Raw genomic sequence first — 23,991 nt, 5'->3', positions numbered from 1 at the left:
GCGCGGCAGCAACGAGAACACCAACCGTCTCCTGCGGTTCTGGTTCGAGAAGGGCTCCGACCTCTCGACCCACACCCCCGACGACCTCCAGCGCGTCGCGGCGAAGCTGAACCGCCGCCCACGCCCCACCCTCAACCTCGAAACCCCCGCCTACCGCCTCAACCAGCTACTTCTCGAAGCAAAAACCCCCGCGTTGCCCTGACCACTTGACTTTGGCCTCGGTGTCGGTTACATTTCTCCCGTTTCGACGCTGATAAAATGGTTCCCTGATCGGCCGGGCCTCGCCATGGGCATGGCCATCATGGGATTCGGCGGTGGCGCCCTCATCGCCAGCCCGGTCTCCACTGCCCTACTCGCCTGGTACGATCCCACTTCCAGTGCCGTCGGCTGGGTCGCCAGCGGTGACGCCGTGGGCAAGCTTTTCCTCAGTCTCGCCGTCATTTACCTGGCCTACATGATGTTCGGCGCCTTCACGATCAAGGTACCGGCTGCTACCTGGAAACCTGCGGGGTTCGACCCCTCCGTGCTCACAAGGAAGGCACTGGTCACCACCCATCAGGTGTCGGCGTCGAACGCGATCAAGTCCAGGCAGTTCTGGCTGGTCTGGATTGTGCTCTTCTGCAACGTCACGGCCGGGATTGGGATTCTGGAACAGGCCGCACCGATGATCCAGGACTTCTTCCGCCAGAACGATGGAGTGTCCCTCGTATCGGCCGCCGTTGCCAGCGGTTTCGTTGGCCTGCTTTCCATCGCCAACATGGGTGGCCGGTTCGTCTGGTCGGCAGCATCGGATTTAACCGGACGCAAGAACATCTACGTGGTCTATCTGGGAATCGGGACCGCACTGTATGTGCTGCTGGCGCTGCTGGGCTCCAGTACGACGGCACTGTATGTCGTTCTGGGGTTCATCATCATTTCTTTCTACGGTGGTGGGTTCTCGGCAGCCCCCGCGTATCTGCGCGATTTGTTCGGCACGTTCCAGGTCGGTGCCATCCACGGACGCCTTCTGACAGCCTGGTCTGCGGCCGGTATCGCTGGCCCGCTGATCGTCAATTCCTTCCTGGATGCCCAGGGCACGCCAGGCAAGCTCACTGCCGCGGCCTATCAACCGGGACTGTTGACCATGGTGGGGTTGTTGGTCGTCGGCTTCATCGCCAATCTGCTGGTGCGGCCCGTCGATCCCAAATTCCACGAATCCGACGCGCCTCGAACACCGGCTCACGAACTCGTTCGGGAGGCCTGACATGAAGAAGGCACGACTTGCGCTCGGCTGGATCCTCGTCGCAATTCCGCTGCTCTACGGCGTTTACCAGACCCTCACCAAAGTTGCGGCGCTCTTTGGCTAGCGCCACAGAGGACGACAGGGTATTCCACCGCAGAAACACCGGTTTTACCGGTGGGCGGCGAGCAACTCGCGGGTGAACGGATGCTGCGGCGCCGCAAAGAGATCGACCGCCGGCCCCTGCTCCACAACAACGCCGTCCTTCATCACGAGGACCTCGTGACTGAGTGCCCGAACTACGGCAAGGTCGTGCGAGATGAACACCATGGCGAGTCCGGTGGATTCCTGGAGAGAGGCCAACAGCGCGAGCACCTGGGATTGAATCTGCGCGTCGAGCGCCGAGACCGGCTCGTCGCATACCAGGATGCTCGGCCGCCGGGCGAGCGCCCTGGCGATCGCCACCCGCTGCCGCTGCCCACCGGAGAGCTCGTGCGCGCGCCGGCCAAGCAGCCCGGTCGCCAGCGCCACCTGCGCGAGCAATTCCACCGCCCGAGCCGTGCGCCACCGGCGCGAAATCCCGTCGAGAGCGATAGCCTCTGACAGAATCTGCAGCACCGTCGCCCGCGGGTCGAAAGCGCTCAGCGAGTCCTGGTGAATGATCTGGAGACGTCCCCGCCGGGCCCGGCGCTGGGATTCCGGCAGGCCGCTCCAGGGCTCGCCGTTCAGCAGCACCGAACCATGGTCGGGCGACTGCGTGCCCAGCAGCATCCGTGCCACGGTACTCTTTCCCGAGCCTGACTCGCCCACGATACCCACGGTGTGGCCGGCTCGCAGTTCGAACGAGACCCCATCGACGGCCGTCAGCGTTCCGTATGCCTTAGCGAGGTCATGTGCGGCGAGCACCACAGGGCCCGGCTTCGGCGCCGTGGCCGTGCCCAACGCGGCAGCGGCCAGCAACTGACGAGTATACGGATGCTGCGGCGCGGCAAACAGGGCGGCCGCGGCCTGCACTTCCACGAATCGGCCGTCCTTCATGACCGCCACCTGGTCGGCCAGCTGGCGGATGATCGACAGGTCATGGCTGATCAGCAACAGGGCGAGGCCAGATTCCTTCAGCTCACGCAGCAGTCGCACGACCTGCGCCTGCACCGTCGCGTCGAGAGCTGTCGTGGGTTCGTCGGCGATCAGCAGCGACGGCGATGCCGCCAGTGCCGTGGCGATAAGCGCGCGCTGGCGCAGTCCGCCGGAGAGCTCGTGCGGGTACTGCCGGGCACGCCGGGCCGGATCGGGCATGGCAACCTGCCGGAGCAGCTGCAGCACGCGGCGAGAACGGTCGACACGGCCGAGCTGCGGTTCGTGCACCTCGAGCGGTTCGGCCACCTCGGCGCCCACTCGGCGCAGCGGGTCGAGAGAGACCAGGGCGTCCTGGCTCACGAGCCCCACCCGCGCCCCGCGGAGGCCCCGCCAGCCTTGAGGGGAGAGGGCGCGGGCGTCGACGCCGGCCACCGTCAGTTCGTCGGCGGTGACCCCGGTGCCGGCGAGCCCAATCAGGCTACGCGCGGTCAGGGTCTTACCGGCACCGGACTCCCCCACGATGCCGAGGCACTGCCCAGCCTCGATGCGAAACGACACCCCATCGACCACGGCGGCCCCGCCCGGCACGACGACGCGCAGGTTGCGCACACTCACGACGCTCATCGTTGCCGCCCCGCCGCGCTGGCCTGCAGGTGCCGTCCGAGAACGCTCGTCGAGACCACGGTCGCGGTGATCACGAGTCCAGGGAACACAGCGATCCACCAGGCTGTAGCGAGAAAGTTGCGTCCCTCGGAGAGAATGAGCCCCCACTCCGGTGTGGGCGGCTTCGGCCCGAGGCCGAGAAAACTGAGGCCCGCGGCGGCCGTGATGGCCGTGCCGATTCCCATTGTGGCCATCACGAGCAACGGCCCGAGCGTGTTCGGCACCACGTGCCGCAGCACGGTGACCGCCGGCGACACCCCGAGTGTGCGGGCGGCCTCCACGTAGCCGGCCCGCTTCACCACCAAGGTCTGTACCCGGGCGACGCGGGCATACGACGGAATCACCGCGATGGCGACCGCGATCAGCAGACTCGCCTCCCCCGGCCCGATGATCGCTATCACGATCAGCGCTAGCAGAAACTCCGGAAACGCCATCACGATCTCGATCGCCCGGCTCAATACACCGTCGCCGACCCGGCGCATCAGCCCGGCCAGAGAGCCGATCACCAGGCCCGCCAGGAGCGCAATCAGAGTAGCCCCGAAGCCGATCGCGAGCGAGTAGCGCGAGCCATAGATGACACGTGCGAACACGTCGCGGCCGGCCTGGTCGGTTCCAAACGGATGCCCAGGGCCGGGCGCCAGCAGCGCAGCGCCGATGTCCGTGCGCACGGGATCAGCCCCGGTGAACAACCGAGGAAACAATGCGGACATCAAGACAATCAATAGGAAGCCGGCGGCCACCCAGAGGGCCGGTGTGGGCATCCGGGTCACGTGTCGGGTGCGGGCGGTTCGGGAGCGCGCGGCGGTGAGAATGCTCACGCGTAGGCCTGCTCGGTCGCCAGGCGCGGGTCGAGACGGTCGGCCACGAAGTCGACCAGCAGGTTGACCAACGAGAACGACACTGCGGCGAGCACAATAATGCCCAGCACCACAGGCACATCCCGATTGACGATGGCGTTCAGGGCCACGCGTCCGAGTCCGGGACGGGCGAAGACGGTCTCTACCAGCACCGAACCGCCGAGCAAGGAACCGACGATGTAACCCGTGAGGGTGACGCTGTTTGCTGCGGCGTGGCGCAGGGTATGCCGCAGCACGAGGCGGGTCTGGCTCGCTCCACGGGCGCGCACTGTGTCGACGAAGGGCAGAGCGGCCGCGTCGTCGAGGCCCTGGCGCAACACCTGGCTGAGAATGCCGGCCACCGGAATGGCGAGGGTCACGGCGGGCAGCACGAGCGCGCCGAACCCGGCAGTGGCGACCACGGGGAACCAACCCAGTCCGAAGCCGAAAACACCAATCAGCACCAGGCCGATCCAAAACGTGGGCGAGGACACCGCCACGAGCTCGAACAGGCCAGCCACCGGACCGGTGCGCCTGCCGCGGCCGAGCAGCGCCGACCCGAACGCGATCAGCACGGCGAACGAGATGGCGAGGCCCATCAGTTGCATCGTCGGCGCGAGTTGCTGGCCGATCACCGCGGCGACGGGTTGCTGCATGCGATACGACGTGCCGAGGTCACCCTGCAGCAGGCGGCCGAGGTAGTGGAAATACTGCAGGAGAAGCGGGTCAGCCAAGCCCCAGTCTGCTCGGATTTGGTCGCGCACTCGCTGCGACACGTTGCCGAGCCCCACGAGCACGTTCACCGGGTCGCCGGGGATCAACCGCAGCGAGAAGAAGCCCACGGTGGCGGCGCCCCACACCACGAGAATCATGCCGCCGATCCGGCCGGCCAGGCGGGCGCCCGGTCGGCCGGATCGACGCGCACGGCCCTCGCGGTGCGCGGTCACGGCGCGGTCGTGAGGGCCGCCTCGTAGAAGAGCGGCTGCCCATACAGATCGAAGCTCAGGTTCTCGATGGTCTTGCTGTAGGCGGTGATGGCGGTGGGCACCGTGATCGGAACCATGACCACATGGGTCGCGTTCCACTTCTGCAGCTGCTGGTAGAGCGCTTCGCGTTCGGTCGGATCGCTCGTGGCGATGGCGTCGTCGAGCAGCTGGTCGACGACCGGGTCGGCCGTAGACGAGCCGTTCTTATAGCCGCCGCTGTGTAGGTGGGCGCGCAGGACGTCGGCGTCGACGCTGGGGAAACTCCAGTCGGACAGGTCATAGTCGCGTGCGTCGAAGGCCTCGTAATATTGGGCGATCTCACGGTTGTCGCGCACGATTTCGAACCCGATGTCGCGCAGGTCAGACTGCACCACGTCGCCGAGGCTTGCGTTGGCGTCGGAGACCGGGGTGTAGGCGAGCCACTGGGCGCTCAGTCGGGCTCCACCTTTGGTGCGGTACCCCTCGGAGTCGCGCTCGGTCCAGCCGGACGCATCAAGCAGCGCATTGGCCTGATCTGGGTCGAACGCCCAGCTGTCTTCGAGGCTCGGGTCGTAGGAGTTGGGCGTGGCCGGGGAGAGGATGCTCCAGGCGCGCTCCGCCTGTCCCTGGTAGATGGTCTCGACGGCCGGACCGATATCGACCCCGAGCGCGAAGGCACGGCGCACGTTCTCGTCGGCGAAGACGCCGTGCGCCTCGTTCAGGAACAGGGTGTACGGCAGGCCCGGCATAGTCACGTTCTCGATCGAGAAGTCGTCGCCGATCTGGCTCACTGTGTTCGGGGTGATGTCGCTGGCGATCTGCGCCTGGCCGCTCGTGAGGGCGCCCGTACGCACCGAGGATTCGGGAAGGATGCGGAACTCGAGCGTGTCGATGGCGGGCGCGCCCTGATGGGAGCTCCCCTCCGGCGCCCAGTCGTAGTCTTCGTTTGCGGTGAAGACGATGCCCTGGTCTGGCGTATATTCGCTCAGCACGTAAGGTCCGGTTCCCACCGAAATGCCCGGTCCACCGGCCGGCAGCTGCGCAGCGTTGTCCCGCAGAGTGGCCGGCGAGTAGAAGCCAAGCTTGGCGGTGCTCACCGCCTGCAGGAATGGCGCGTATGGCTGGCTGAAGTTCACCCGAACGGTGAATTCGTCGACGACCTCGGTGCCAGCGTAGAAGCCGCCGGTTTCGGCGTACCCGATCAGACTGGCAGCATCCGCTGACGCCGTCTCTGGGGCGACGACGTGCTCAAAGTTGGCCTTGACGGCCTCGGCGTTGAAGGGTTCGCCGTCGTGGAACGTGACATCGCCCCGCAGATCGAACGTGTAGTGCAGGCCGTCGTCCGAGATCTGCCAGGACGTGGCGAGCCATGGCACGAACGAGCCGTCGGCTTTCTCATAGACGAGGGAGTCGAAGGAGTTGCGCATCACGAGGGCAGTGGCCTGGAACGCCGACGAGTGAATGTCCATCTTGCCGCCACTGAGCGTGCCGCCGTTGATGGCGTAGGTGAGGGTGTTCGCGTCGGCGGCGGTTGTGGGGGTAGTGGCAGTGCACCCGGTGACCAGGGCGACGGTGGCAAGGACGGCGGCTGCGGCGCGCAGCCAGGATGTTGAATGGGCGCGAATGCGCATAAATGGGGGTCTCTTTCTGAGCTACCAGTCATGCGGGCAATAAATGCTCCGCTCATCAAACGTACCGCGTGCGCCGAGACCGCCCGTCGCCCCGAGTAGGTTGGAAGGACCGACTTCGCAAAGGATGGGCTGACATGCCGGAGAATCGATTGAAGGACAACCGCTCAATGCTGGATGCAGCGGAGGATGCGCTTCGTGAGCTGTGCGAGCCGGTTTCCCCGCCGAAACGTACCCTCGACTACCGAAACTATTTTTGCGCCAGAAACCTCGACAACACCGAGGTCGTGTCGAAGAACGAGCCGCGTAGAGCTGCCCTGTACGCGGCGGTGGCCGAGTATGGTCGTGCCTATTCCCACATCGCGCATGAGTTGGCGGCCGCCGGATATTCGCCCCGCGAGGCCGCCGGTATTCAGAAGGAAGTCGCGTACTTCCAGGAACTGCAGGGCGAGCTGCAGCGCGCATCGGGCGACGAGGTCGCCGAGGAGAGCGCACCCCGGTGACGTAGCCAGGAGCCTCCGTTCGCGACGCAGCGCACGCCGGTGAACCTGACGGAGCCAGCGATCACCCACACCCGGGGCGGCGATCGATTATCTAATCTCGGTGAGATAGGTGGTGTAGCCGGCCTGGTGCAGAGCGGTACGGATCGGTTCGGCGCCAGCGGGCCCGGCCAGGGCGATAATCGCGCCACCGCCGCCCCCGCCGGTGAGCTTGGCACCGAGCGCACCGGCCCGGCGCGCGATGGCGACCATCTGCTCGAGCTCAGGGCTCGACACCTGCAGTGCATTGAGCAGGCCCTGATTGATGTTCATGAGCTCGCCCAGTTCGGCCGTGTCGCCCCGGCGCAGGGCGTCGGCCCCCTCCCCCACCAGGGAGTCGATCTGATCGAAGATCGCATCGTAACGCGCGCGGTTGTGCAGCCACGCCGCGCGCACCGCGGCCACGGTGTGCGCGGTCAGGGCGTGCACACCGCTGAGACCGATCACGATCGGGATCGGATGCGGTGTGACAATGTCGCTTATTTCGTGACCGCTCGGGGCATCCGTTTTTTTAAACAGGATCGGCCGACCGAAGGTGGCAACGGTGTTGTCGATGCCCGAGGGTGTGCCGTGCACGATCTGTTCGCACTCAAAGGCCAGGCTCGACACCTGTTCGTCGCTGAGCTCGATCGAGAAGCACTCGGCGGTCGCTCGAATCAGTGCGACGGCGAACGCGGCCGACGCTCCCAGGCCGCTCGCGCGCGGAAGCTTGGAAAACACGTCGACCCGCACGCCGGATTCGGGCAGCCCGAGACGCGCCGCGATCAACGCGGCGACCTGATGTGAGACGTCGGGGCTGATCGTTTCCTGCGCCGAACCATCAACGTTCCAGTCGGTGATGACCGGCGCCTGCCCAGGTTCGCCGCGAACGACCTCGGCTCGCACTGTGAGGCCGATCGGCGCGGCAATAGCGCGGCGGCCGTAGACCACGGAGTGCTCGCCGAGCAGGATGATCTTTCCGTAGCCGACCTGCGAGCGGGCACCGAGCGGTGCACGCGTCGGCATCGCTGCGGCCGGCATCGCTGCGGCCTGGGGCACTGCGGTCGGGGGCGCGAGGACCGGCGACGGCCGGGCTTCGAGTTCGGCCAGAATCTGCCGCGCCTTCCACACCTTGATCTCGCCGCCGACGAGGAGTCGCTCGACGACCTCATCGAACCGCGCCGGGCCGGTACCGGCGGCCACCGCGACCGCTCGGGCGTGCAGGCGCATGTGGCCGTGTTGGATCCCCGTGGTCGAGAGCGCTTTGAGCGCAGCCAGGTTCTGGGCCAGCCCGACGGCCGCCATTACCTCGGCCAGTTCGCGCGCCGAGGCGACATCCAAAATTGTATGGGCGATGCGCACGGCCGGGTTCGATTCCACCTGACCGCCGACCGTGCCGACCTTCAGCGGCATGGTCAGTTCGCCGACCAGGTCGCCGGCGTCGTTGGCGCTCCAGGTCGACAACGGTGCATAACGTGGCCCGCGGGCGGCGTACGCGTGGGCGGCGGCCTCGATGGCGCGCCAGTCGTTGCCGGTGGCGATCGCGACGGCGTCGATGCCGTTCATGATGCCCTTGTTATGGGTGGTGGCCCGATAGGGGTCCATGGCGGCGAATTCGCTGGCCAGAATGATCCCGTCGCGCACCCGGTCGCCGGGATAGTCCCGGGTTGCCAGCAGGGCTTCCGGGATGACCGCCCGGGCACGCACGAGGGCGCGATCGGTCAGGTTTGAGAGGATGCGCAAGAACACCCGACCAGCGCTGATCTGCTCGACCAGGGGTGCGATGCTTTCGCACATGGAGTTGACCAGGTTCGCGCCCATCGCATCGCGGGTGTCAACGAGCAGATGTACCACCAGCAGCTCGCCGTTTTGCGCCGTCGCTCCGCGCAGGTGCACCTCGATACCGCGCGCGCCGCCGCCGCGGGCGACCATGTTCGCGTGGCCGCTGTTGGCCAGCTGCAGAATGTGCTCAGATTGCGCAAGCAGAGCCTGGCGAGCACGCGCCGGGTCGGCAACATCGACGATCTGCACCTGGCCGATCAGCAGCGGCTCGTCGGATCTGCAGGCGAACCCACCCGCCTGGCGCACCAGAAGAGCGGTGGAACTGACCGCAGCCACGACGGACGGCTCCTCCACCACCATGGGAACCAAATAGTCCAGGCCGTTGATCTGAAAATTCAGTCCGAGCCCAAGTGGCATCGAAAATACGCCGATCACGTTTTCAGTGAGACGATCGGCGGTTTCGGCGTTCAGCAGGCCCGCACCGGGCTGCAGCATGGCGTAGTCAGCATCATTCAACGTTCCGCGTTCGTGTAGCAACTCCAGTCGATTCTGAACCGACTTCCGATAGAACTTCGCGATGCGTGAGCCGCTCATGACCTTGTCCCCTCTGCGCCAAGGACCAGCGGTACAACGGATGCGCCGGCGTCGGTCAGTGCTGCCGCGAGCCGTTCGGCGGCCAAGCCGCTCGCGCTGAAGGCGAGTCCGACATCGCCGCCGCCAGCTCCGGAAGTCTTGAACACGCCACCAGCCCGCTGGGCCACGACGCGCAGCTCCCGGTGACGCGCGGTAACGATGCCGGCCTCGGCGTGGCTGTCGAGCCGGGCCAGCGCGGTGAAGTAGTCGTCGATCAGGCGCAGAAATTCGGCGCGGTCGGCGAGCGCTGACTGTGCCGTGTGCGCGAGCCGGGTCAGCCTCGCCACGTCCTGGGCGTGTTGCAGCGGATGCGCGGCACCAAAGTCGTTCACCCGACCGACCAGGTCGGTTGTCACCGACCCTTCACCGGTGACCACGGCCAGCATGGTGAGATCGTTGGGCCACTGCAACGGCACCGGCGTCGCGCCGACGGCATAGGAGAGCAGACCGCCGTAGACGCTTGCGGCGACATCTCCGCCGCTACCCGTGCCGTTTTGGGCGGCCCGATGAGCCGACTGGGCCAGTGTGAACAGCGCCGCGCGATCGAGGTACAGCCTCGAGGCCGTGGCCAAGGCGGCCGTGAGCGCGCTGGCCACCGCAGCGCTCGACCCGAGTCCCAACTTGTGGCCATCGCGGGAGAGTTCCGCGCTGTCGATGCTGATCTCGAACGGGCCGCCGCCGGCTCGGGCTCGCACTGCCGCTCGCACCGTATCGAACAGGCGCAGGGTCGACCGGGTCTGGGCGTTGAGAGCGGCCGGTAGTTGCCCCTCATCGTCGAGGTCGAGGTGCTGGATGCCAATGCTTTGGGCGTGCAGCCGCCAGGACCCGGCCGGTACGACCGTGACGGTGACTCGGCGATCGACGGCCGCCAGCAGCGCCGGTGCGCCGTGCAAAACCGCGTATTCACCGAGCAGAAAAAGTTTTCCAGGGGCCGATGACGTTATCGCTGTCACGTCAGTCCAGCCGGTAGGCGTCGGGGCCGAGCGCGCTCTGGCGCACCTCGAGCACGCCGCCCACGGTCGACAGTGCGGCGTGCACCCGGGACGCATCGATCGGCAGGCAGAGCACCTTCACCTGCGGTCCGGCATCAATGGTGAAGTAGGCCGCAATGCCGGACGCGCGCAGGTCGCGAACGGCGTGCATCACGGCGACCGTCGCGGCGTTCCAATAGATCAACGCTGGCCGGGTGGTGAGCATCAGGGCGTGCAGCTTGAGGCAGTTGTACTCGGCGAGTTCGCCGACACGCACGAAGTCGAAAGCGGCGATCGCGGCCCGCATATCGGCGAGATCAGTCGGGGCCGTCGCCAGCCAGGCCGGGTAGAACGGCGAACTGACCGCGGTCGCGCCCATGCCGACGGTCGAATTGATCGGCTTCGCCCCGTGCGCGGTGATAGCGACCAAAATGGCGAGCGGCCAGTCCGCGCCGGGCAGCAGCTGCTCAGCGTAGGAGTCCAAACCGTCGGCGGCACTGCCGGCGTGCATCTCGGCGAAACCGCCGAAAATGGAACGGGCGGCCGAACCGGAGCCGTGCCTGGCCAGGATGGACAGCTCCCGCGCGGTCGGCGTGAGCCCGGCTGCGCCGGTCGCGGCGACGGCGAGAGCGGCGAAACCGGACGCCGACGAGGCCAGCCCGGCTCCGGTCGGGAAATTATTCGTGGACTCCACGATCGCGCATAGGGTGGCACCTCGGGAATAACGCACCAGGTCGAGAACGCGACTGGCCTTGGTGGCGTCGTGCCGGCATCCGTTGAGCCATAATTCATCGGTCGCGAGCCCGGCGCGAAAGGTCACTCGGGTGTCGGTGTAGAGGGCGTCGAGGGTGATCGAGATCGACCCGACCGCCGGGGTATTGAGAACGGCATCGTTCTTGCCCCAGTACTTGACCAGTGCAATATTGCTGTGTGCGCGGGCGCGGGCCGTAGCGCCGGCCTCAAGGGTCTGTGACACAGGACTGCTCCGATCGGTTCTGCATCCATTTTAGCCGGGCCCCCGATGTTATCCGTTCGAACCGGCCCGCGCCCCGACTCGCAGCTTGGCCGACTAAAATAGCGTGACCGTCGCGGCCCCGCAATCACCTGAAAGTTAAGTGGACACAGTTGGCTCCTGGAATTAGTGGTTTTTCCCTGTACCTCCCGCCGTATCGCGTTCAGCTCGAATCGTGGTGCGAGTGGAATGACCAACCGTGGGAGAAATTCCGTTCGGTGGTCGGACGCAGTTTTCGCATGCGCGCACCTCGGCAGAGTGTCTATACCTTCGCGGCTACCGCGGTCTGGCGGCTGATTAGGGACTACGACATCGACCCGACCCAGGTCGGGCTGCTCGCCCTCGGAACCGAATCAAGCACCGACAATTCGGCCGGTGCTGTCATCGTGAAGGGCATGGTCAATGAGGCCCTCGCCGCCGCCGGCCTGCCGCTGTTGGCCAGAGACTGCGAAGTGCCTGAATTCAAGCAGGCCTGCCTCGGCGGCGTGTACGGCATGAAAGCTGCGCTGCGCTATCTGGCAACGGATGGCCGCGGTCGCCAGGCCATCGTCGTCTGCGCCGACATCGCCGAGTACGCGCGCGGTGGCAGCGGCGAGCCCACCCAGGGAGCAGGGGCCGTCGCCATGTTGCTGGAGAGCGACGCACGGCTACTGGAGGTGGACCTCGCCGGGGCTGGCAGCGACTCCGACTATCGGGTGGCCGACTTTCGCAAGCCGTTTACACGTTTTCGCAATCAGCCCGACCGCGACGATGGCCAGCTGCAGGACCTGCCCATGTTCAACGGGCATTACTCCACCAGCTGCTACATCGATGCCACCCACCACGCGATGACGGCGATGCTCGACAAACGCCCCGGCCGAAATCTCGACTATTTTCACGACATCGACGCGGTGTTCATGCACCGCCCGTACCACCAGATGCCCACCACCGGGTGGGTCATGGCCTACCTGTTCACTCTCGCGCACGATACCGACGGTCACGACGAGCTGCGCGCACTCGCCGCCGGAGCCGGCGTCGACGCCGATCGGCTGAGCGCTGAGCTGCTGGCTCCAAAACCATTCGGAATCACCGGTGCGCAGCTCGCCGAAAACACCGGCGATGCCTTTCCGCTGGCGCGCCGGGCGCGCAACCAGCTGCGCAAAACCCCGCTCTGGGACACCCTCGTTCGGGAAAAGCTCGGACTAGGCTCGGAAGCCATGCGCGACCTCGGTAATCTCTACACTGCTGCCCTGCCGGCCTGGCTCGCCGCTGGCCTGCACCAGGCCCTGACCGACGGCCTGGATCTGGCCGATCAGGACTGGCTGGCCCTCGGCTATGGCAGTGGCGACGCGGCGGAGGCCCTGCCGCTGCGTGTTGTGGCCGGGTGGCAAGACGCGGCGGCGCGAATCAATTTCGACCGCGCGCTGCTCGGAGCTGTCGATCTGAACGAAACGCAATATATCGACGTGCACGCGGGACGCCTGATCGACGTCACCCCGCCCGCCCACGACGAGTTCGTGGTCGATCATGTCGGAACATCGAACGGACCCGACTTCTTCGATGAGGGCGTCGAGTATTACCGATACGTGGTCGACAGCACCGAATAACCAGAACGGGGCCGGCTGGAGCCGGTCCCGTTCTTTGTACCGCTACTCCGCTGCGCCGATCTCGGGCTCGCCCTGTGCGTGCCGGGCACGCAGCCACGGAATGAGACCGCCGACCAAGAGCATCTCGATCTGGCGGGTCGAGAGTTCGTGCCGCACCGTATAGGTCTCGTTGCGGGTGGTGTTGCGAACGAGAATCTCGGTGCCGTTGGCGAGCGCCTCCCGAATGCCATCGAGCACCAGGACGTCGTCACGCTGGATGCGATCGTGATCGGCGGCATCCGTGAATTGCAGCGCGAGCGCGCCGAAGTTGGCCAGGTTCTGCCAGTGGATTCGCGCGAATGACACCGCCAGCACCACCCGCAGGCCTAGGAATCGGGGCGTGATCGCGGCGTGCTCGCGGGAGGAACCCTGCCCGTAGTTGGCACCGGCGACAATCATATGGCCGGTCGTGTCCCGGCTGAGCGCGGCGCGGGTCGGGTAGGTCGGGTCGACCTGATCAAAGGTGAATTCGGCAAGTTTGGGCACGTTGCTGCGAAACGGCAAGACACGCGCACCGGCCGGAAGAATCTCATCCGTTGAGATATCGTCGCCAACGATCAGCGCAACGGGCGCCTCAATACGCTCGGCGAGCGGGCCGAAGACCGGCAGGGATGAAATATTCTCGCCCTTGACCAGCGCGATGGTGAGCGATTCCGCCGCCGGCAGCGGCGCCTCAAGCATGGTCAGGTTCACACTAGAGAACTCGGGCAGGACGATCTCGGGATAGTCCATACCGAACAAGTCGGCGAGGTCGCGCGGATCGGTGATTTTTCCGGTCAACGCGGCCGCAGCCCCGGTTTCCGGCGAACAGAGGTAGACCGAGTCCTCCTGGGTGCCCGAGCGACCCGGAAAGTTGCGCGGCATGGTACGTAGGCTGATGCTGCCGTTGGCGGGTGCCTGCCCCATGCCGATGCAGCCCATGCAGCCAGACTGGTGCAGCCGCGCACCGGCCCCGATCAGATCGAGGGTTGCCCCCATTTTGGTCAGGTCCTGCAGAATCTGGCGTGAACTCGGATTGACGTCGAGGCTCAGCCCGGGGAAGGACTGACGTCCCTTGGTGATCGCCGCGACGATCGCGAAGTCGCGCAGACCCGGGTTAGCGGATGACCCGATCACCACCTGCTCGACCGGCCGGCCGGCGACCTCGCTCACCGGAACGACATTGCCCGGAGAGCTCGGCAGCGCGATCAACGGCACGATCGTCGCGAGATCGATCTCCTCGTTCACGTCATAGGTCGCATCAGCGTCGGCGAGCAGTTCGACGAAGTCGTCCTCACGCGCCTCCGCGCGCAAGAATGTGCGAACCTGATCATCGGCGGGAAACACCGTCGTCGTTGCTCCGAGCTCTGCGCCCATATTGGCAATCACGTGCCGGTCCATCGCGGTCAGCGATGCCAGCCCCGGACCGTAGTACTCAACGATCCGGTTGACACCGCCCTTCACACCGTGGCGACGGAGCATTTCAAGGATGACGTCCTTGGCGCTCGTCCACGGCGGCAGCTGTCCGGTGAGACGAATCCCCCAGATTTCGGGCATGCGAATGTAGAGCGGTTCGCCGGCGATCGCCAGCGCGACCTCGGTGCCGCCGACGCCGATGGCGAGCATGCCGAGGGAGCCAGCCGCCGGGGTGTGGCTGTCCGAGCCGACCATGGTCTTGCCTGGGATACCGAAGCGCTGCATGTGCGTCGGGTGCGATACCCCGTTGCCGGCCTTGGAAAACCAGATGCCAAAGCGTTGGCAGGCAGAACGCAGAAAGTCATGGTCTTCGGCGTTCTTGCTGTCGGCCTGCAACAGGTTGTGGTCGACATACTGCACGGAAACCTCTGTGCGTGCGTAATCCAGGCCGAGAGCTTCCAGCTCGAGCATGACCAGGGTGCCCGTTGCATCCTGGGTGAGGGTCTGGTCGATGCGGATGCCGATTTCGGTGCCGGGGATCATCTCTCCGACTATCAGATGCGAGGAAATTAATTTCTGGGCGACGTTGTAGGCCATGCGGGCTCCCTTGCTAGTGTGCGGGTGGCTGCGTCGACAAGCACCAATCCACGCAACCCGCTGATCCTTAACCTATGCGACTGCGGGGCTGACGACCACTCTTTGGGGGTGTTTGGGCCAGAGCCCAGTAAGTGTGGGCTGGCACGAGACCAAGTCCGGCTCCCATACGATAGACGGCGTGAGTAGTTACGCCCTGGTGCGCCCCGAACAGCGCACGCCGATCGCGCGGTATCGGCATTCCCTTTGGCTGCTGACGCAGCGCGATCTTCGCGTGCGCTACTCCACCTCGGTACTCGGCTACTTCTGGTCCATCCTCGATCCGCTCGTGATGGCCGGAATCTACTGGTTCGTCTTCACCCAGGTATTTGACAAAAACGTCGGCACCGAGCCTTATATCGTGTTCCTGTTGGCCGCCCTGCTGCCCTGGATGTGGTTCAACGGGGCTGTCTCCGATTGCACGAGGGCATTTCTGCGCGAGGCCAAGCTCATCCGCTCCACCCGCATTCCCCGCACCATCTGGGTGAACCGCCTCGTGCTCTCCAAGGGCATCGAGTTTCTCGCTTCGATACCGGTACTGGTTCTCTTCGCCATTGTGTACGGCGCGCAACTGCACATCGACGCGCTGTTCTTTCCCCTCGCCATGGTGATTCAGGCAGCGCTGACCGCGGGGGTCGGCCTGCTCGTCGCACCGCTCGTCGTGTTCTTTCGAGACCTGGAACGGGCCGTCAAACTCATCCTTCGATTTCTCTTCTACGCCTCCCCCATCATCTACAGCACCACCGATCTTCCGCCCGAACTGCAGTTCTGGGCTGCTTTCAACCCACTGACCGGCATCTTCAGCCTCTACCGGGCAGCGTTTTTTCCGGAGCAACTCGACTGGTTCGCCGTTGCGATCAGCGTTGTCATGTCCCTGCTCTTTCTCGGGCTGGGGCTGCTGGTCTTCCGCCGCACCGAGCGCGCCGTTCTGAAGGAGATCTAATGGTGAACCAGACAGCCGCGGTGCTGCCGGTGATTTCGCTAGTGGATGTCGGCATCCGCTTTCGCAGGAATCGTCGCGGTCGTCGCAATTTCAAGGACCTCTTCGGTGCCAGAAACCGGCGCAGCCGCCCGGGCGAATTCTGGGCCCTGCAGCACGTGAGCTTCACCGTGCAGCCGGGGGAAGCCATCGGTGTCGTCGGCCGCAACGGCCAGGGCAAGTCCACCCTGCTCAAACTCGTCACCGGAGTCGTACTTCCCGATACGGGAACGGTGCACGTGACCGAGGGCGTCGCACCGCTGATCGAGATCACCGGCGGATTCGTCGACGACCTGAGCGTACGCGACAACGTCTATCTCACTGCGGGATTGCACGGCATGACCCGCAAGCAAATTGCCGAACGCTTTGACGAGATCATCGACTTCGCCGAGATCGCCGATTTCATCGACACGCCGTACAAGCATCTGTCCAGCGGCATGAAGGTGCGCATCGCTTTCGCCGTGATCTCCCGGTTGGAAGAACCGATTCTGCTAGTCGACGAGGTACTGGCCGTGGGAGATAAGGCCTTTCGGGAGAAGTGCTACCAGCGCATCGAAGAGCTTCTCGCCGGCGGCCGAACGCTGTTCATCGTGTCGCACAATGAGCGAGACCTGCGTCGGTTCTGCACCCGCGGCCTCTACCTCGACCGGGGCGATCTTGTGCTCGATGCCCCGATCACCGACGTGCTTGAGCGCTACAACACGGACTACGCCGTCAAGCCCAAGGCCTGACCAGAAGCATCGTCAGCGAAAGTTGATGGCCAGGTAGGCGTCCCGGGTGGGCGGAAGCTGTTCGACCTCCAGGCCGATCACCAGCTCACTGAGTTCGAGTTGCAGGACGGCGGCAAGTCGAATGAGGGTGTACATCGTCGGGTTTCCATACCCCCGATCGATCCGGGCATAATTCGACACGTTGAGTCCGGCTAGCAGGGCCACCGACTCCTGATTGAAGCCAAGAGTCAGGCGCCGTTCGCGCAGACGGCGGCCAAGCAGTCTGGATGCTTCTGATTTCGGCTCGGGCATTCCTCAGTTGTAGCCGCCCGACCAGGTCTTGACTAGCGGCTGGACAATTGCCCAGATGTGGTATTTGATGTCTTGCCGGAGTCGCCGCGCGGCACAGCGTGTTCCCCGGCGCACCACGTACACTCGACGAGACGGGCAAGGGGGAAGGCGATCAATGGCCAGGAAAAGCACACCGATGCTGTCGTCGACCGGCGGGAATCCGCAGGGCGGTGCCCTACCGACCGGGTTTGTGAAGGGAATCGACCGGGTTCTGGCCATTCACCGGCCAGTCGTCCTGGCCCATATCCGCAGCATCCGTCGCCGCAATCCCCACGCCTCGCCGGAGCAGATCGTTCGCATCCTGGAGAAGCGCTATCTCGCGGCGGTCACCGCCGGGGGCGCAGCAGTGGGCGCGACCGCCGTCATTCCCGGGGTCGGCACGGGCGTGACCATCGCCCTGTCTGGCCTGGAGACCGCCGGCTTTCTCGAGGCGACGGCGCTGTTCACGCAGTCAGTCAGCGAGGTACACGGTATCGCCGTGGAGGATCCGGAGCGAGCCCGCGCCCTGGTCATGACCATGATGCTGGGCCGGGAGGGCAGCGATCTGGTGCGTCAGCTCGCAGGCCAGGTCACCGGTTCGGGCACGGCCCGCACCACCTACTGGGGCGAACTCATCACGAACGGCCTCCCCCGAGCGGTTCTGGGCCCCCTGACTGACCGGCTCAAGAGCGCTTTTCTGCGTCAGTTCGCCACCCGTGGCAGCGCCAGCCTGCTCGGCAAAGTCCTCCCGTTTGGCATCGGAGCGGTCATCGGCGGTGTCGGCAATCACATTCTGGGCAATAAGGTCATGCACGCGTCACGACTCGCGTTCGGCCCGCCGCCCACCGAGTTTCAGCCGGATTTGGACCCACGAGTGCGGAAAATCCGGGTGCTGGAAACGCACCGGGGCAAGCCGGTGGCGGCCGGACCGGCCGAGCCTCTGGCATCCGCTTCGTGGCCGACTGCGCAGCCGCAGCAGCTCGAATCGCCGCTCGACCCCGCACGCAAGTAGCGCGTCGGTCGTGCTGGTGCTGCTCGCGCAACCCCAAGCCGCTCGCGCGCGCGGCCTGCCCGGCGCGCGAGCCACAATCGGGCGCCCGTGCAGCACAGCAGCGCGCAATGTTCGCTGGGAGGCCCAACACCCGGTCAGAACCCGACGCTATAGCTCGTCGTCGGGGATCGTGGTGGGATCGGGCACGATGGGTGCATCGTGGTCGTGCACGGCCGCGAACCGATCCCATTCGTCCATGAGGTGCTGCACGGCCGTGTGCAGGCGCTCCGTTGCGACGCCGGGGGTGGTGTCGCCGAAATAGCGCTGCACCCAGCCCTGCAGTCGTTCGACCGCCGCGCCATCGTGGGTGAGCCGGTCGACGGCGGCCACGATGTCCCCGGCCTTCTCGGCGGGCAGCCACTCGCAGTCGGAGAGGTACCCGCTCGTGTCGATCACGGCCGTCGGGTTCACCGGGCGGGTGATAATAAGTGGCTTGCCGGTGGCGAGGCGGTCGTACACCATCGCCGAAATGTCGACGATGGCGACGTCAGCGACGGCCAACTGCCAGCCGAGGTCTGGGCCGGAATCGTAGACGTGCTGCGCGCGCGGATCGCGGGCGTTCGCCGCGGCGATGGCGCTGATGATGGTCTTATTGGCGGCACCGTAGAGGTGGTCGACAACGCCGCTGCGCGGGTGCGGACGATAGATGACCCGATGCGTTCCGGTGGCCAGCAGGGCGCTGACCAGCGCGACCCCGTGGGTCGCGACGGAGCCATAAGCGGCGGTTGCCCGATCGCCCTCCCAGGTGGGGGCGTAGAGCACGACCTGGCGTTCGTCGCGCGTGTACGGCAGTTCGCCGCTGAAATAGTCGGCCTGCGGGCGCCCGATTTTGATGGCGCGCTTGTCGAAGTCGTAGTCCCAGAGCACCCGGTCCAGTCGGGCCAGCGCGGCGTCCCCGGCGACGAAGGAGTAGTCGTAGGCCTTGAACTGGTTGGTGATCATATACATCTTGTCGCTCTCACCGTGGTTGATGAAAACGTGCCAGCAGCGCCCGTAGCGCATCATCTGAAAGTTGCGCGGGTTCTGGTTGACATAGAACACGATGCGGATGTCCTGCTCGGCGACGATCCGCTCGAGCTGCGGCACCGTGCGCGCGTAGGCGACTGGAACCGGCGACTCGTCCATGAGCTTGAGGGTGCCGCCGCCGGTGCGGCTGAGCACCAGCACCGGCCAGGTCTTGGCGAGGGTGGCGAGCGGCCGGTACCACTGCCGCATCTGGTACATGTTGACCGGCCCGTCGGCAAAGTAGACGGCGATCTTGAAGTGGTTGTCCTCGCGTATTTCCCGCGATTTCAGCGGGCCGCGCAGCGCGTGTTGCGCCTTGCGGGATGCCACGACATCCTTGACCAGCTTGACGGCACGCCTGATGTCTTTCCGAATTACCACCGAACCAGCCTACCGTCCCTCAGATAATCGGCGGTCGCCCGGCGACGGTCATGCGCCAGATCGTGCGTGCTCGAAGCGGATGCCGCGGCCCCGGATCGCTGCGCCAGCCCTCGCGCCAGCCGCCGAACCAGGCGCGCAGGGCCGGCCGGTTGTTCGGGGCCCAGCGCAGCACCTGAATTGCCGTCCAGGCGCCGACATAGAGCGGCACCAACAGGGCAGGCAGGTTGCGACGGGCGAGCCAAACCCGATTGCGGGCATTCAAGCGATAGTAGTCGGCGTGCCGGGTCTGCAGGATCACCGGATGGTTGGCCACGAGGTCGCCGGCATACCAGGCGACCCGGCCCTGGTCCCAGACCCGCCAGGCCAGTTCGATGCCCTCGTGGGCGTAGAAGAACGGCTCGGCCCAGCCGCCGGTCGCGTCGAAGACGGTCCGCGGCAGCAACACGGCGCCCTCCCAGACCGAGAACACCGGTCCGGACGTGGCGGCCTCGCCCTTGCGGATGCGCGGAATCCACCGCCGGGGCGATTCGACGCCGGTCGGGTCCTCGACCCGCGGCTGCAGCAGGCCGATCGTGGGGTCGGCGCGCAGCTTGCCGATCGCGTTGATCAGAAAGTTCGGGTCGGGAATGCTCGCATCGTCGTCGAGAAAGAACAGGTAGTCCCCGGTGACGAGCGACACCCCGCGATTGCGTCCGGCCGGAATGCCGAGGTTCGTCGGCAGCCCGAGCGATTGCACGCCGCCAGGCAGGCCGGTCGGCTGCCAGCCGTTGCCGACACAGATTACGTCGAGGGTAACCCCCTGCTGGGCCAGCACCGAGCGGATTCCGCGGTCGAGGTCCTCTGGCCGGGTGCCCTGGGTGAGCACCACGACACCGACCGTCGGGGTAGCGGAGCCAAAGCTAGGAACGGACACGCTTGGACGCCATAATGGCCACGAAATGACCGATGAGCGACAGAAATGCGAGCGGAACCAGGATGCTCAGCACGGCCCGGTCGACGATCGGCTGCCCGATCACCAGCCCAATGACGGCCGCGGCGAAGATGACCATGGTCAGCTCGACCGAGTGGTACAGCCGGTGGAAGGGCACGAAGCGCGCGAGACGGCGAACGCGGGCGATCAGGCGGGGCGTCGGGGTCTTCTCGCCGTGGGTGTCGGCGAGCTTGGTCAGGCCGGCGTTGGCGCGGGCGACGTGCACCATGTCGTTGAGCGCTTTGTTCAGCACGATGATCAGGGCGAGCAGCAGCGCGAGGCTGGTCCAGAGAAAATCCTCGGGCGACTCGAACGGGTACGCGGCTGCCCTAAAGCCGAGGGCAATGGGAATGAGCGACTCGGTGGAATAGTGCCCGACCTTGTCGAGAAACACCCCCGCGGGTGAGGACGTGCCGCGCCAGCGGGCGACTTCACCGTCACAGCAATCGATCAGCATTTGCACCTGGCTGAGGGCGAGGGCCAGCAGTGCGCCCCAGATTCCCGGAATCAGCAGCGCTGCGGCGGTCAACCAGCCAGCCAGGATCATCAGAGCGGTCACGCCGTTGGCGGAGATGCGGGTTTTCAGCAGCATCCAGGTCAGGTACGGCGACAGGTCGCGCAGGTACAGGCTTGCCGTCCAGTGCTCGGCGTTGGCACGCAGACGCACCTCCGGCGGCTGGGCGACGGCTCGGAGCTGGGCGATGGACTCCGGTCGGGCCGGCCGGTTGGGCGAGATGTGGGGCGAACTGGTCATCTGCTCACCTTCCCGTGTGTGCCGTGATGTTGCTGGTGAGCTTGAGATATCCGAGGACGAAGCCGATTCCCCAGCAGAAGTGAATGCACGGCAAGACTACGAGAAAATGCAGTCCTGCACGAAATCCGTCTGGTCGGGCCACCGCGAGAGTCGCGGCGACGACGATGAGCAGGTACCCGGCCGGAACAATCAGGCCGAGGAGCAGCCACGGCGTTGCGCCGAGAGCCAGCTGCAGGAGCCCCCCGAGGCCGAGGAGCACCCCGAGAGTCACACCGAGCACCATGGCCGGCGGCACGAAATAACGGATGCCGTTGGCCGCCGGATAGCGCCGCGCGAGTTCTCCGCGCCACAGCCCGGTCGACAGCATCTGCCGCGCCAATTGGGCCAGGGTCGGCCGGGGCCGGTAGAGCACCCGCAGCTTCGGCGTGAACCAGACCAAGCCACCGGCCTCGCGCAGCCGACGGTTGAGGTCCCAGTCCTGGCCGCGTTTCACACCCTCGTCGAAGAGCCCGACGTCGAGGATGCTCTGGGTGCGAAAACAGCCTAGGTAGACCGTTTCGGCAGCCCCTTCCGCTCCGCCCACGTGGTGCGGTGTGCCGCCGAGGCCGATGCGGGTGCCGTAGGCACGGGCTACGGCCCGTTCAAAGGCGCTGATTCCGCGAGCATCCATGATGCCGCCGACGTTGTCGGCGCCGGTGCGTCCGAGCGTTTCAACCGCGACGCGGGCGTACTCGGGGGGCAACACCGAGTGAGCGTCCACGCGAATGACGACCGCATATTGGGACGCGCGAATGGCCGTGTTCAGGCCGGCCGGAGTCGACCCCACTTCGTTGGACACGACACGAATGCGAGCATCTACGGCGGCCATTTCCTCGACCAGTTCGGTCGTTCCGTCGATGCTGGGTCCGAGCGCCAGGGTGACCTCGAACGGTCCCTGGTAGTCCTGCCCCAGCAGGCTCTCGACTGCAGCTCGCACGTGTGTCGCCTCGTTCAGCACGGGCATCACGTACGAGACCCCGGGCAGAAATCCCGTACTACCTTGGTGCACCTGGCTGGCCAGCTTTCCGATAAGGGGGTAGGACGATCGAGCCTACCAGCCCGGCAATTCGCCACGCGCCGACGTTCCGTCACCCGCCTGCAGACAAACACATCGCGCCGCCGGCGAGCCGGCGACGCGATGTGCAGGAAGGGAGCGGGGCTTAGCTGGTCAGCTCGCCGACCGTGACCGAGACGGTGAACGACTTGCCGTCCCGCACATAGGTGAGGTCAGCGGTTCCACCGGCCGGGAGTACCCGCACCTGGGCGGTGAGGTCGATCGCGTCGGTGATCGGCACACCGTTGAAGTTGGTGATCACGTCGTCGGCTTGCAGGCCGGCCTGTTCGGCCGCACCACCGGAGCTGGCTTCGACGATGAGGGCACCCACCGTGCTGCTGGTCGAGCTCGACGCGTCTCTGACGCTCGCACCGAGCAGGCCGTGCGTGGCCGTTCCATTGGCGATGATCTCATCGGAGATGCGCTGGGCGAAGTTCGACGGGATCGAGAATCCCACGCCGATGCTTCCGGCCGCCGACGACGCGGTCGTGCTGCCGGCGCTCGCGATGGCCACGTTGATGCCGATCAGCTCACCGGCGTCATTCAGCAGGGCGCCACCGGAGTTACCGGGGTTGATGGCGGCATCCGTTTGAATCACGGGGAGGGAGATGCTCGCGGTGGCACCCTGGGAGCCCTGCGACTGTTCGCCGTTCTGGTTGGGGAAGTCGAAGAAGAACGGGTTCTGGCTGTCGCCCTCGTCGGGTACCGTCTGGTCGGGCGAGCTCGGTGCGGCCGAGCTCGCGACGGTGATACTGCGGTTGAGGGCGCTGACGATGCCGTCAGTGACCGTGCCGGACAGGCCGAGGGGGGCGCCGATGGCGATGGCGCTGTCGCCGACGTTGAGCTCGGAGGAGTCACCCCAGGTGATCGGGGTCAGGCCGCTGGCGTCGGTCAGTTTGATGACGGCGAGGTCGGAGATGGGGTCGGTGCCGACGAGCGTAGCGGTGTACAGCTTGCCATCGTTACTCTTGACCTCGATCGTGACGTCCGAGGCGGCCCCGTCGAGCGTGACGACATGGGTGTTGGTGAGCACGTAGCCGTCTTCGGTGAGGATGACCCCTGAGCCGGTACCGCCCGAGGAGCCATTGGCGACATCGATGGTCACGACGCTCGGCGAGGCCTTCGCGGCGACGGCGGTGATCTGGTTCACGCTCGTGGAGTCATTGACCACGACGTTGCTCGGGCCGGAGGCTTCGCTGACCCGGACTCCGTTGCTCTGGTTGCTCATCATCAGGGCTGTGATGCCGGCACCGGATGATCCGCCGACCAGGGCGCCGATGGCGAGGGCGGCGATGAGCGCGACGCTGCCCTTGCGGCGAGCGGATTCCTTGGTCTTGCCGGCCGTGAACGGCTGCCCGGGGTAGGAATTAGCGGTGGCGTAGTCCTGCGGGGCGACGCTGGGGGCGTAGGCAGAGGCTGTGGCGGTCTCGACGGGGCGACCGAAGGCATCCGTCGGGTAAGTAGAGGTCGGGTTCGCGACCGGGTAGCCGGTCTCAGTCGCGGCGGGCTGGGTCGGTGCCGTGACGACCGGCACGGCGGGCTCGGAATTCGTCGGCGGGGCGGTCGGGGCCGAGGGTGCGGCCGGCGCTTCGGTGGGTGGCACCGGCGGTACCGTGGGCGGAGTAGCCTCGCCGGACTCATTCACGGCAAAGGCTGCTGCGTCATCAGCCGGATCGGGGGTGGTGCCAGAATCTTTATTGTTGTCGGTCATCGGGTGCTCCTTCCAAGCGTTGCCAGCTTTGCGCCCGAACCTGAACGTTC

General features: G+C 65.9%; 20 protein-coding genes and 2 pseudogenes. 8 read left to right on the top strand and 14 right to left on the bottom strand.

The window, feature by feature from the left end; genetic code table 11:
• The 3 genes and pseudogenes from E3O11_RS01735 to E3O11_RS18635 all read left to right on the top strand — a co-directional run.
• A pseudogene (locus E3O11_RS01735) lies at nt 1-202 on the top strand (IS30 family transposase); the annotation flags it as partial.
• A 12-nt stretch (nt 203-214) separates the two neighbouring features.
• Nucleotides 215-1,243 (top strand): annotated as a pseudogene (locus E3O11_RS01730) (MFS transporter); the annotation flags it as partial.
• Nucleotide 1,244: 1 nt separating this feature from the next.
• On the top strand, nt 1,245-1,346 hold the full coding sequence (locus tag E3O11_RS18635) for an MFS transporter small subunit (protein ID WP_422386446.1): 102 nt from the start codon (nt 1,245-1,247) through the stop codon (nt 1,344-1,346).
• Between the two features lie 44 nt (nt 1,347-1,390).
• On the opposite strand, the gene E3O11_RS01725 is transcribed toward E3O11_RS18635, so the two are convergent.
• From E3O11_RS01725 to E3O11_RS01710, 4 genes are read right to left on the bottom strand one after another with little or no spacing between them, the layout of a single operon-like run.
• Nucleotides 1,391-2,920 carry a dipeptide ABC transporter ATP-binding protein gene (locus E3O11_RS01725; RefSeq protein WP_092450164.1) on the bottom strand — a complete coding sequence of 510 codons (1,530 nt, stop codon included), beginning with the start codon at nt 2,918-2,920 and terminating at the stop codon, nt 1,391-1,393.
• The gene (locus E3O11_RS01720) at nt 2,917-3,777 is read right to left on the bottom strand and encodes an ABC transporter permease (RefSeq protein ID WP_241991147.1); all 861 of its coding nucleotides are present in this window, start codon (nt 3,775-3,777) and stop codon (nt 2,917-2,919) included. The genes E3O11_RS01725 and E3O11_RS01720 overlap by 4 nt, the downstream gene beginning before the upstream one ends.
• Nucleotides 3,774-4,742: an ABC transporter permease gene (locus E3O11_RS01715; RefSeq protein ID WP_241994612.1), complete on the bottom strand. Its 969-nt coding sequence runs from the start codon at nt 4,740-4,742 to the stop codon at nt 3,774-3,776. Before E3O11_RS01715 ends, E3O11_RS01720 begins: the two co-directional genes overlap by 4 nt.
• On the bottom strand, nt 4,739-6,391 hold the full coding sequence (locus E3O11_RS01710; protein ID WP_092450165.1) for an ABC transporter substrate-binding protein: 1,653 nt from the start codon (nt 6,389-6,391) through the stop codon (nt 4,739-4,741). The genes E3O11_RS01715 and E3O11_RS01710 overlap by 4 nt, the downstream gene beginning before the upstream one ends.
• A gap of 134 nt (nt 6,392-6,525) precedes the next feature.
• Between E3O11_RS01710 and E3O11_RS01705 the strand changes: the two genes are divergently transcribed.
• On the top strand, nt 6,526-6,891 hold the full coding sequence (locus E3O11_RS01705; RefSeq protein WP_092450167.1) for a hypothetical protein: 366 nt from the start codon (nt 6,526-6,528) through the stop codon (nt 6,889-6,891).
• 87 nt (nt 6,892-6,978) lie between these two features.
• Here E3O11_RS01705 and E3O11_RS01700 read toward each other — a convergent pair whose 3' ends face one another.
• From E3O11_RS01700 to mvaD, 3 genes are read right to left on the bottom strand one after another with little or no spacing between them, the layout of a single operon-like run.
• On the bottom strand, nt 6,979-9,282 hold the full coding sequence (locus E3O11_RS01700) for a hydroxymethylglutaryl-CoA reductase, degradative (protein WP_092450168.1): 2,304 nt from the start codon (nt 9,280-9,282) through the stop codon (nt 6,979-6,981).
• Complete coding sequence (locus E3O11_RS01695) at nt 9,279-10,274, bottom strand: mevalonate kinase family protein (protein ID WP_166787454.1); 996 nt, start codon at nt 10,272-10,274, stop codon at nt 9,279-9,281. Before E3O11_RS01695 ends, E3O11_RS01700 begins: the two co-directional genes overlap by 4 nt.
• Nucleotide 10,275: 1 nt before the next feature.
• The gene (mvaD, locus tag E3O11_RS01690; protein WP_092450173.1) at nt 10,276-11,268 is read right to left on the bottom strand and encodes a diphosphomevalonate decarboxylase; all 993 of its coding nucleotides are present in this window, start codon (nt 11,266-11,268) and stop codon (nt 10,276-10,278) included.
• Between the two features lie 149 nt (nt 11,269-11,417).
• Between mvaD and E3O11_RS01685 the strand changes: the two genes are divergently transcribed.
• Nucleotides 11,418-12,890 (top strand): hydroxymethylglutaryl-CoA synthase family protein, encoded by a 1,473-nt coding sequence (locus tag E3O11_RS01685; protein ID WP_092450175.1) that lies wholly within the window; start codon nt 11,418-11,420, stop codon nt 12,888-12,890.
• Nucleotides 12,891-12,932: 42 nt separating this feature from the next.
• Here E3O11_RS01685 and E3O11_RS01680 read toward each other — a convergent pair whose 3' ends face one another.
• Nucleotides 12,933-14,921 carry an aconitate hydratase gene (locus E3O11_RS01680; protein ID WP_092450177.1) on the bottom strand — a complete coding sequence of 663 codons (1,989 nt, stop codon included), beginning with the start codon at nt 14,919-14,921 and terminating at the stop codon, nt 12,933-12,935.
• A gap of 178 nt (nt 14,922-15,099) precedes the next feature.
• Between E3O11_RS01680 and E3O11_RS01675 the strand changes: the two genes are divergently transcribed.
• Nucleotides 15,100-15,900, top strand: coding sequence for an ABC transporter permease (locus E3O11_RS01675; protein WP_241991145.1), 801 nt, complete (start codon nt 15,100-15,102; stop codon nt 15,898-15,900).
• The gene (locus tag E3O11_RS01670) at nt 15,900-16,667 is read left to right on the top strand and encodes an ABC transporter ATP-binding protein (protein ID WP_170851569.1); all 768 of its coding nucleotides are present in this window, start codon (nt 15,900-15,902) and stop codon (nt 16,665-16,667) included. The genes E3O11_RS01675 and E3O11_RS01670 overlap by 1 nt, the downstream gene beginning before the upstream one ends.
• A gap of 12 nt (nt 16,668-16,679) precedes the next feature.
• On the opposite strand, the gene E3O11_RS01665 is transcribed toward E3O11_RS01670, so the two are convergent.
• Nucleotides 16,680-16,958 carry a helix-turn-helix domain-containing protein gene (locus tag E3O11_RS01665; protein ID WP_092450179.1) on the bottom strand — a complete coding sequence of 93 codons (279 nt, stop codon included), beginning with the start codon at nt 16,956-16,958 and terminating at the stop codon, nt 16,680-16,682.
• 154 nt (nt 16,959-17,112) lie between these two features.
• On the opposite strand from E3O11_RS01665, the gene E3O11_RS01660 reads away from it, so the two are divergent.
• The gene (locus tag E3O11_RS01660) at nt 17,113-17,988 is read left to right on the top strand and encodes a hypothetical protein (RefSeq protein WP_174775758.1); all 876 of its coding nucleotides are present in this window, start codon (nt 17,113-17,115) and stop codon (nt 17,986-17,988) included.
• Nucleotides 17,989-18,135: 147 nt separating this feature from the next.
• Here the strand turns inward: E3O11_RS01660 and E3O11_RS01655 are convergent, their stop codons facing one another.
• The 5 genes from E3O11_RS01655 to E3O11_RS01635 form a co-directional block, all read right to left on the bottom strand.
• Entirely contained in the window at nt 18,136-19,413 is a 1,278-nt protein-coding gene (locus tag E3O11_RS01655; RefSeq protein WP_134478697.1) for a CDP-glycerol glycerophosphotransferase family protein, read from the bottom strand.
• Nucleotides 19,414-19,432: 19 nt separating this feature from the next.
• On the bottom strand, nt 19,433-20,326 hold the full coding sequence (locus E3O11_RS01650) for a glycosyltransferase family 2 protein (protein WP_092450181.1): 894 nt from the start codon (nt 20,324-20,326) through the stop codon (nt 19,433-19,435).
• The gene (locus tag E3O11_RS01645) at nt 20,313-21,137 is read right to left on the bottom strand and encodes a CDP-alcohol phosphatidyltransferase family protein (protein ID WP_092450183.1); all 825 of its coding nucleotides are present in this window, start codon (nt 21,135-21,137) and stop codon (nt 20,313-20,315) included. Before E3O11_RS01645 ends, E3O11_RS01650 begins: the two co-directional genes overlap by 14 nt.
• Before the next feature lie 4 nt (nt 21,138-21,141).
• Nucleotides 21,142-22,197, bottom strand: a complete 1,056-nt coding sequence (locus E3O11_RS01640; protein ID WP_370257567.1) for a glycosyltransferase family 2 protein — start codon at nt 22,195-22,197, stop codon at nt 21,142-21,144.
• A gap of 139 nt (nt 22,198-22,336) precedes the next feature.
• Nucleotides 22,337-23,941, bottom strand: coding sequence for a S1C family serine protease (locus E3O11_RS01635; protein ID WP_092450187.1), 1,605 nt, complete (start codon nt 23,939-23,941; stop codon nt 22,337-22,339).
• Between the last annotated feature and the right edge of the window lie 50 nt (nt 23,942-23,991).

The organism is Cryobacterium levicorallinum, from assembly GCF_004402405.1.
Taxonomy (GTDB): Bacteria; Actinomycetota; Actinomycetes; order Actinomycetales; family Microbacteriaceae; genus Cryobacterium; species Cryobacterium levicorallinum.
The sequence above is the reverse complement of the archived record's forward strand: the minus strand, read 5'-3'. Positions and strand labels throughout refer to the sequence as shown.

Coding starts and splice junctions, on each gene's coding strand:
- E3O11_RS18635 (WP_422386446.1), top strand. CDS start 1,245: ATGAAGAAGGCACGACTTGCGCTCGGCTGGATCCTCGTCGCAATTCCG.
- E3O11_RS01725 (WP_092450164.1), bottom strand. CDS start 2,920: ATGAGCGTCGTGAGTGTGCGCAACCTGCGCGTCGTCGTGCCGGGCGGG.
- E3O11_RS01710 (WP_092450165.1), bottom strand. CDS start 6,391: ATGCGCATTCGCGCCCATTCAACATCCTGGCTGCGCGCCGCAGCCGCC.
- E3O11_RS01705 (WP_092450167.1), top strand. CDS start 6,526: ATGCCGGAGAATCGATTGAAGGACAACCGCTCAATGCTGGATGCAGCG.
- E3O11_RS01700 (WP_092450168.1), bottom strand. CDS start 9,282: ATGAGCGGCTCACGCATCGCGAAGTTCTATCGGAAGTCGGTTCAGAAT.
- E3O11_RS01680 (WP_092450177.1), bottom strand. CDS start 14,921: ATGGCCTACAACGTCGCCCAGAAATTAATTTCCTCGCATCTGATAGTC.
- E3O11_RS01670 (WP_170851569.1), top strand. CDS start 15,900: ATGGTGAACCAGACAGCCGCGGTGCTGCCGGTGATTTCGCTAGTGGAT.
- E3O11_RS01665 (WP_092450179.1), bottom strand. CDS start 16,958: ATGCCCGAGCCGAAATCAGAAGCATCCAGACTGCTTGGCCGCCGTCTG.
- E3O11_RS01660 (WP_174775758.1), top strand. CDS start 17,113: ATGGCCAGGAAAAGCACACCGATGCTGTCGTCGACCGGCGGGAATCCG.
- E3O11_RS01645 (WP_092450183.1), bottom strand. CDS start 21,137: ATGACCAGTTCGCCCCACATCTCGCCCAACCGGCCGGCCCGACCGGAG.
- E3O11_RS01635 (WP_092450187.1), bottom strand. CDS start 23,941: ATGACCGACAACAATAAAGATTCTGGCACCACCCCCGATCCGGCTGAT.